The sequence below is a fragment of the Streptomyces sp. 13-12-16 genome (assembly GCF_002114215.1).
Classification (GTDB): domain Bacteria; phylum Actinomycetota; class Actinomycetes; order Streptomycetales; family Streptomycetaceae; genus Streptomyces.
Window position 1 is genome coordinate 1 of the sequence record NZ_NCTE01000836.1, and the last position, 6,795, is coordinate 6,795.

Consider the following 6,795-nt stretch of genomic DNA (forward strand, 5'->3'; position numbering starts at 1 on the left):
CGCGGGGGGCGGCCCGTCCGCCGGAGTACCGGGCCGGGCCGGGCCTTCGCGTCCGGCCTCTGTGCGGACGCGCACGACCCCAGCGCGGTGAGCGGCCGGCCGGGACTGCGGCCGGGTGACCGGTCGCGCTCCGTCACGGTCGTCGTACGCCGCACGGCCTGACGGGGACGGGCCCCGCGTGCGCCTCCTCCCGGGCCGGGACCGATATCGGATCGCGGGAGGTGGCCGCCGGGTGGCACGCTGCCCGTGTGGACGGGGCTGAGGTGCTGCTCATCGGAGGACGGGCCGGAGTCGGCAAGACGACGGTGGCGTGGGAGGTCTCGGCGCGGCTGCGCGCCGCGGCGGTCCCCCACGCGGTCGTCGAGGGCGACTTCATGGGACAGGTGCATCCGGCACCGGAGGGGGACCCCCACCGCTCGGAGATCACCGAGAGCAATCTGACCGCCGTGTGGGCCAACTTCGCCCGGCGGGGCTACCGGCGCCTGGTCTACACGAACACCGTGAGCGTGCTGCCCGAGCAGACGGGCATGTTCGAGCGTGCCCTGGGGGCCGGGGTGAGGATCGTACGGGTCCTGCTCACCGCGTCGGACGCCACCGCCCGCGAGCGGCTGACGGGCCGGGAGCTCGGCTCGGAACTGGAGCGGGAGCTGGAGGGGAGCCTCCGCAAGGCGCGGCTGCTGGACCGGTGCGCCCCGGCGGGGACGGTGCGGGTGGTGACGGACGGGCGGTCCGTGGGGGACATCGCGCGGGACGTGGTGGCCGCCACCGGCTGGACCGTCACGCCCGCACGACCCTGACCGTTCCGTCCCGCCGGACCCGTTGACCTCTCCGTGACACGCCCTTACCTTTTCGGCGTTCGCCATGTCAGATGACGTTCGGTATATCGAAAAGCGAGTGCATGTCATCTTCCCCACGAGAGGCAGACCGCATGAGCCGCCCCGCCGACCGCCTGCCCGACCCGTCCCCGCCCCCCGCCCGCAGACTCCTGCTGAAGGGCGCCCTCGCCGCGGGCGCCCTGGCCGCCGCGACCCCCGCCGCCGCACACCCGAAGGCAGCCCCGTACGTGAACCCGCTCGTCCCCAACCGCGCCGACCCGCACATCACCCGGCACACCGACGGCTTCTACTACTTCACCGCCACCGCCCCCGAGTACGACCGGATCGTCCTGCGCCGCTCCCGCACCCTGGGCGGGCTGGGCCGTGCCGCCGAGTCCGTGATCTGGCGGGCGCACCCCACCGGGGACATGGGCGCCCACATCTGGGCGCCGGAGATGCACCGCGTCGCCGGCAAGTGGTACGTCTACTTCGCCGCCGCGCCCGCCGAGGACGTGTGGGCCATCCGCATCTGGGTGCTGGAGAACGCCCACCGCGACCCCTTCAAGGGCACCTGGACCGAGAAGGGGCGGATCAAGACCGCGTGGGAGACCTTCTCCCTGGACGCCACCACCTTCGCCCACCGCGGCACCCGCTACCTCGCCTGGGCCCAGCACGAACCCGGACTGGACAACAACACCGCCGTCTGGCTCTCCGAGATGGCCGACCCCTGGACCCTGACCGGACCCCAGGTGAGGCTCTCCACACCCGAGTACGACTGGGAACGCATCGGCTTCGCGGTCAACGAGGGGCCCTACGTCCTGCACCGCAACGGCTGGCTGTTCATGACGTACTCGGCCAGTGCCACCGACCACAACTACTGCGTGGGACTGCTGACCGCCGACGAGGACAGCGACCTCATGGACCCCGCCAACTGGTCCAAGTCACCCGTCCCCGTCTTCACCAGCAGCGACACGACCGGGCAGTACGGCCCCGGCCACAACTGCTTCACGGTCGCCGAGGACGGCCGTACCGACGTGCTCGTCTACCACGCCCGCCAGTACAAGGAGATCACCGGCGACCCGCTGCACGACCCCAACCGGCACACCAGGATCCAGAAGCTCGGCTGGAAGCCGGACGGCACCCCCGACTTCGGCGTCCCCGTGGCCGACACCGAAGGGGCATGACATGAGACGTGCCCACGCCGTACTGCTCGCCCTCTGTCTCGCGCTCACCGGCGCCCTGGCCACCGCCGGGCCCGCGCAGGCCGCCCCGCAGACCATCGCCAACGGCACGCGGTTCACCGACGGTTCGGGCAGCCCCGTACACGCCCACGGCGGAGGAGTCCTCAAGGTCGGCTCCTTCTACTACTGGTTCGGCGAGCACCGCAACGCCGACAACACCTTCCGCTCCGTGGACGCCTACCGTTCCACCGACCTGAAGAACTGGGAGTTCCGCAATCACGTCCTCACCGAGGACAGCCACCCGGAGCTCGCCACCGCCAACATCGAGCGGCCCAAGGTCATGTACAACGCGGCCACCGGCCGGTTCGTGATGTGGATGCACAAGGAGAACGGCAGCGACTACAGCGAGGCCCGCGCCGCCGTGGCCGTCTCCGACACCGTGGACGGCGACTACACCTGGCGGGGCAGCTTCCGGCCGCTGGGACAGCACATGTCCCGTGACATCACCGTCTTCACGGACACCGACGGCACCGGCTACATGGTCTCCGCCGCCCGCGAGAACTACGACCTGCACATCTACCGGCTCACCGCCGACCACACCGGCATCGCCGGCCTGGTCGCCAACCCCTGGCCCGGCGGCCACCGCGAGGCACCCGCCCTGTTCAAGCGGGGCGGCGTCTACTTCATGCTGACCTCGGGCGCCACCGGCTGGAACCCCAACCAGCAGCAGTACGCCACCGCCACCAGCCTCTCCGGCCCCTGGTCGGCGATGCGCGATGTCGGCGACCCGACCGCCTACGGCTCGCAGACCGCGTACGTCCTGCCGGTGCAGGGCTCCTCCGGCACCTCGTACCTGTACCTGGGCGACCGCTGGGGCAACTCCTTCGGCGGGACCGTCAACGACTCCCGGTACGTGTGGCTGCCGCTGGCCTTCCCCTCGTCCACGTCCATGTCCCTGTCCTGGTCGCCCGAGATCACCGTCGACACGGCCGCCGGGACGGTCGACGGCACCGCTGCCACGTACCACACGCTGACCGCCCGGCACAGCGGCAGGTGCGCCGACGTGACCGGCCAGTCGCTGTGGCAGGGCACCCAGGTCAAGCAGTACGACTGCAACGGCGGCGGCAACCAGAAGTACTGGTTCAAACCCGTCGGCGGCGGCTACCACCAACTGGTGGTCCGGGGCAGCAGCCTGTGCGTGCGGGAGAACGCGAGCACCGTCTCGCAGGAGGACTGCGACGCCTCCGCGGCCGGCCAGCAGTGGTCGGTCACCACCACGGGCTCCTACGTCACCATCAGGTCCCGCGCCACCGGCGAGTGCCTGGACGTGAACGGCGCGTCCACCGCCAACTCCGCCGCGATCATCACGTACACCTGCAACGGAGGGACCAACCAGCAGTGGACACGCGGGACATGAGACCGGGCCGCACGATCGCACGGACCGCCGTGACGACGGCCGTGGCCCTGGGCATCGGCCTGTCGGCCGTACCGGCCCAGGCGCAACGGCAGCACCAGGAGCGTCCGCCCGCCCCCGGCATCGAGAACTGCACGGCCACCGCCTGCCACTTCGACCTGCCGCCCGGCACCTACGACGTGCGGGTCACCCTCGGCGGCGACCGGGCGTCCAGCACCGCCCTCGGCGGCGAGACCCGGCGCGCCCTGCTCCCGGAGACCACCGCACCGGCCGGGGAACGCGTCGTGCGGAGCTTCACCGTGAACGTCCGCACACCCGAGGGCGAACCCCTCGGCGCCGAGGGCACCCCCGGACTCGACCTCACCGTCGGCGGAACCGCGCCCGCGCTCGCCGGCATCCGGGTCACCCCGGCCCGGCACGCCCGGCAGATCCTCCTGGTCGGCGACTCCACGGTCTGCGACCAGCCCGGCGACCCGTACTCCGGCTGGGGCCAGCAGCTGCCCCAGTACCTGCGCAAGGGGCTGTCCGTGGCCAACTACGCGGACTCCGGGGAGAGTACGGTCAGCTATCTCGGGAACCCGCTCCTCTGGGACACCGTCCGGCCACTGATCCGGCGCGGCGACCTCGTCCTGATCCAGCTCGCCCACAACGACAAGACCACCGACGGGGCGACGTACCGGGCCAACATCGAGTCCCTGGTGGCGGGCGTGCGGGAGCGGGGCGGCGAGCCGGTCCTCGTGACCCCGGTCGTGCGGCGCTGGTTCAACACCGACGGGACCCTGGACAACGGCACGGCCCTGCTGGTCAACGGGCTCGGCGTCGACCACCCGGCCGTCGTCCGCTCCGTCGCCGCCGACCGGGACGTCCCGCTGATCGACCTCACCGCACGGACCAAGGAACTGGTGGAGTCCCTCGGCGTGGAGGGCTCCAAGGCGCTGTACCTCCACAACGAGAAACGGGACAACACCCACACCTCCGTGCACGGCGCCACCGTGTACGCGGACCTGGTCCGCCAGGAACTGCTGAACCTGCGTCTGGTGCCCGAGGGCGCGGTCAGGACGGGATGAACCCCTGGGGCGCTCCGACCGGAACCGGGGCGCCCCAGGCCCACTCCCGCACCCGGACGGTTCGGCCGGCACCGAAACGTCCGGCTTCTAGCGTTGCCGCATGAACGAGAACACACCGGCCCCCGCCCCTTCCGCGGCCGTCACCGGCATGGTCGACCACGTCCTCGCGCTGGCCGCCACCTGGACCCGCTGGGACGGCGAACCCGCGCACGCCGACGGCCGCCTCCACACCCCGCACAAGGCGATCCGCCGCGTCGCCGACCACCTCGTCGACCATCTCGCGGAGATGGAGGCCCGGCTGGCCGGTGAGGACCCCCAGCCCGACCACTGGCACGCCTCCCTGATCACCACCGGGGCCGACCTCGCCCCCTTCACCCCGCAGGACCTCGACGAGGCCCGCAGCCGCCTCACCCGGCTCGCCCGCGTCTGGGCCAACCGCCTCGACGCGCTCACCGACGAACAGCTCGACGACTCGCCCGGCGAGGGCTGGAGCTTCCGCGAACTCGCCCGCCACCTCACCGAGTCCGCCTACTACGCCGATGCCGTCGGAGACCTGTCGTGAGCGCCTTCGCCGACCTCCACCACGCGGACGAACCCCTGCTGTTGCCCAACGCCTGGGACCACGCCTCCGCGCACCTCCTGGCCGCGCACGGCTTCCGGGCCGTCGGCACCACCAGCCTGGCCGCCGCCGCGTCGGCCGGGCTGCCCGACGGGGCCGCGGCCACCCGCGAGGAGACACTGCGGCTCGCCCTCACCCTCGGCCCGGGACCGTTCCTGCTCTCCGTGGACGCGGAGGGCGGCTTCGGCGACGACCCCGACGAGGTGGCCGAGTTCGCCCGGGAGCTGTACGCCCTGGGCGCCGCCGGCATCAACCTGGAGGACGGACTGGGGCCCGCCGACCGGCACGCCGCGAAGATCGCCGCCGTCCGGGCGGCGGCCCCCGGCCTCTTCGTGAACGCCCGCACCGACACGTACTGGCTCGGTGACGGCGAGGACACCAACCGCCGCCTCGACGCCTACGTCCGGGCGGGCGCGCACGGCGTGTTCGTGCCCGGCCTCACCGCCCCCCGGGAGATCGCCGCCCTGGTGCGCGGCCTGGCCGGCGTCCCCCTCAACGTCCTCTACTCGCCCACCGGTCCCTCCGTGCCCCACCTCGCCGACCTCGGTGTCCGCCGCGTCAGCCTCGGCTCGCTGCTGTACCGGCGGGCGCTCGGCGCCGCGGTGGACACGGCGGCCGCGATCCGGTCGGGCCACCGGATCCCGGAGGGCACGACACCGGCGTACGAGGAGATCGGAGCGCTGGCCGGTAGCGCCGGGGCCGGGACGCGTCCCCGCCGTCCCTGAGGGGTGTGCGTCTCCCGGCGGTCAACCGGCCGGTTCCCGGGGCCAGTTCTCCAAGGTGATGTGCAGGGCGTCGATCGCCCTGCACCAGGATGCCTCATGGTCGCGGGGGTCGCCGAAGGCGCCGGCGGACTCCAGGGCGCAGTAGCCGTGGAAGGTGCTGCGCAGCAGGCGTACGGCGTCGGTGAGGTCGGGTTCGTCCAGGCCGTAGGCGCGCAGCAGGCCGTAGGTGACCTCGGCGGTGCGGCGCATCGCGGGGGAGCTGGGGACCAGGGCCCGGTCCAGGCGGATCTGGGTGGCCGCGTAACGGCCGGGGTGGGTGAGGGCGTACTCCCGGTAGGCGTTCGCGAAGGCGGCCAGCGCCTCCTTGCCGGTCCGGCCGGCGACCGCCGCCGCGATCCGGTCGATCATCTCCCCGCCCGCCAGCAGGGCCATCCGGGTGCGCAGGTCCCGCAGGCCGCGCACATGCGCGTACAGGCTCGCGTCCCGTACGCCGAAACGCCGGGCCAGCGCGGACAGGGTGACGTTCTCGTAGCCCGCCTCGTCGGCGAGGTCGGCGGCGGCCGCGACGAGGCGGTCGGCGGTGAGTCCGGCGCGCGGGATGGAGGCCTCCGAATCAAGCCCGACAGGTAGCGCCCAGCCTACCGAGCGGATGTGAGCGAGCCGCCGTGTCCGGGGCATCCGGCGCTCATCTGCAAGTTGTTCAACGTTCATGCGCCTCCTTGATCCTCCACACGCGGCGTCGTCGCGCCGCGGTACCGAGGAGGCACTTCATGGGTCACGGGCACGCACACGGGCACCACCACCATCACCACGACCACCAGCACGAGACGACGGCCCCGCTGCCCGCCGCCTTCGACACCTCCGTGCCCGACGAGGCACTGAACCCCGAGCAGAGGTCCCGCCGTACGCTGCTGCGCCGGGCCGGGCTGCTCGGCGCGGGCCTCGCGGCCGGCACCGTGCTCTCCGCCGGCGCC

General features: G+C 72.8%; 7 protein-coding genes and 1 pseudogene. 7 read left to right on the forward strand and 1 reads right to left on the reverse strand.

Translation table 11 applies throughout. The features are described from left to right. The first annotated feature begins 248 nt into the window (after positions 1-248). The 6 genes from B7767_RS30180 to B7767_RS30205 all read left to right on the forward strand — a co-directional run bounded on the left by B7767_RS30180 (position 249) and on the right by B7767_RS30205 (position 5,821). The gene (locus B7767_RS30180; protein ID WP_179167347.1) at positions 249-797 is read left to right on the forward strand and encodes an AAA family ATPase; all 549 of its coding nucleotides are present in this window, start codon (positions 249-251) and stop codon (positions 795-797) included. A gap of 131 nt (positions 798-928) precedes the next feature. Then, positions 929-1,999: a family 43 glycosylhydrolase gene (locus tag B7767_RS30185; protein WP_085574924.1), complete on the forward strand. Its 1,071-nt coding sequence runs from the start codon at positions 929-931 to the stop codon at positions 1,997-1,999. A 1-nt stretch (position 2,000) separates the two neighbouring features. Beyond that, a complete protein-coding gene (locus B7767_RS30190; protein WP_085574925.1) occupies positions 2,001-3,413 on the forward strand; it encodes an RICIN domain-containing protein in 1,413 nt (470 codons plus the stop codon). Continuing rightward, entirely contained in the window at positions 3,410-4,477 is a 1,068-nt protein-coding gene (locus B7767_RS30195; RefSeq protein ID WP_085574929.1) for a rhamnogalacturonan acetylesterase, read from the forward strand. Before B7767_RS30190 ends, B7767_RS30195 begins: the two co-directional genes overlap by 4 nt. A 100-nt stretch (positions 4,478-4,577) precedes the next feature. Further along, positions 4,578-5,039, forward strand: coding sequence for a hypothetical protein (locus tag B7767_RS30200; protein ID WP_085574926.1), 462 nt, complete (start codon positions 4,578-4,580; stop codon positions 5,037-5,039). After that, positions 5,036-5,821, forward strand: a complete 786-nt coding sequence (locus tag B7767_RS30205; RefSeq protein WP_085574927.1) for an isocitrate lyase/phosphoenolpyruvate mutase family protein — start codon at positions 5,036-5,038, stop codon at positions 5,819-5,821. Before B7767_RS30200 ends, B7767_RS30205 begins: the two co-directional genes overlap by 4 nt. Positions 5,822-5,842: 21 nt before the next feature. Here B7767_RS30205 and B7767_RS30210 read toward each other — a convergent pair whose 3' ends face one another. Next, on the reverse strand, positions 5,843-6,421 hold the full coding sequence (locus B7767_RS30210) for a TetR/AcrR family transcriptional regulator (protein WP_085574930.1): 579 nt from the start codon (positions 6,419-6,421) through the stop codon (positions 5,843-5,845). Between the two features lie 170 nt (positions 6,422-6,591). Here B7767_RS30210 and B7767_RS30215 point away from each other — a divergent pair. Further along, positions 6,592-6,795, forward strand: a pseudogene (locus B7767_RS30215) (histidinol-phosphatase); the annotation flags it as partial.

Excerpts from the sequence above, each read along its gene's own strand:
- B7767_RS30185 (WP_085574924.1), top strand. The coding sequence starts at position 929 with ATGAGCCGCCCCGCCGACCGCCTGCCCGACCCGTCCCCGCCCCCCGCC.
- B7767_RS30190 (WP_085574925.1), top strand. The coding sequence starts at position 2,001 with ATGAGACGTGCCCACGCCGTACTGCTCGCCCTCTGTCTCGCGCTCACC.
- B7767_RS30195 (WP_085574929.1), top strand. The coding sequence starts at position 3,410 with ATGAGACCGGGCCGCACGATCGCACGGACCGCCGTGACGACGGCCGTG.
- B7767_RS30200 (WP_085574926.1), top strand. The coding sequence starts at position 4,578 with ATGAACGAGAACACACCGGCCCCCGCCCCTTCCGCGGCCGTCACCGGC.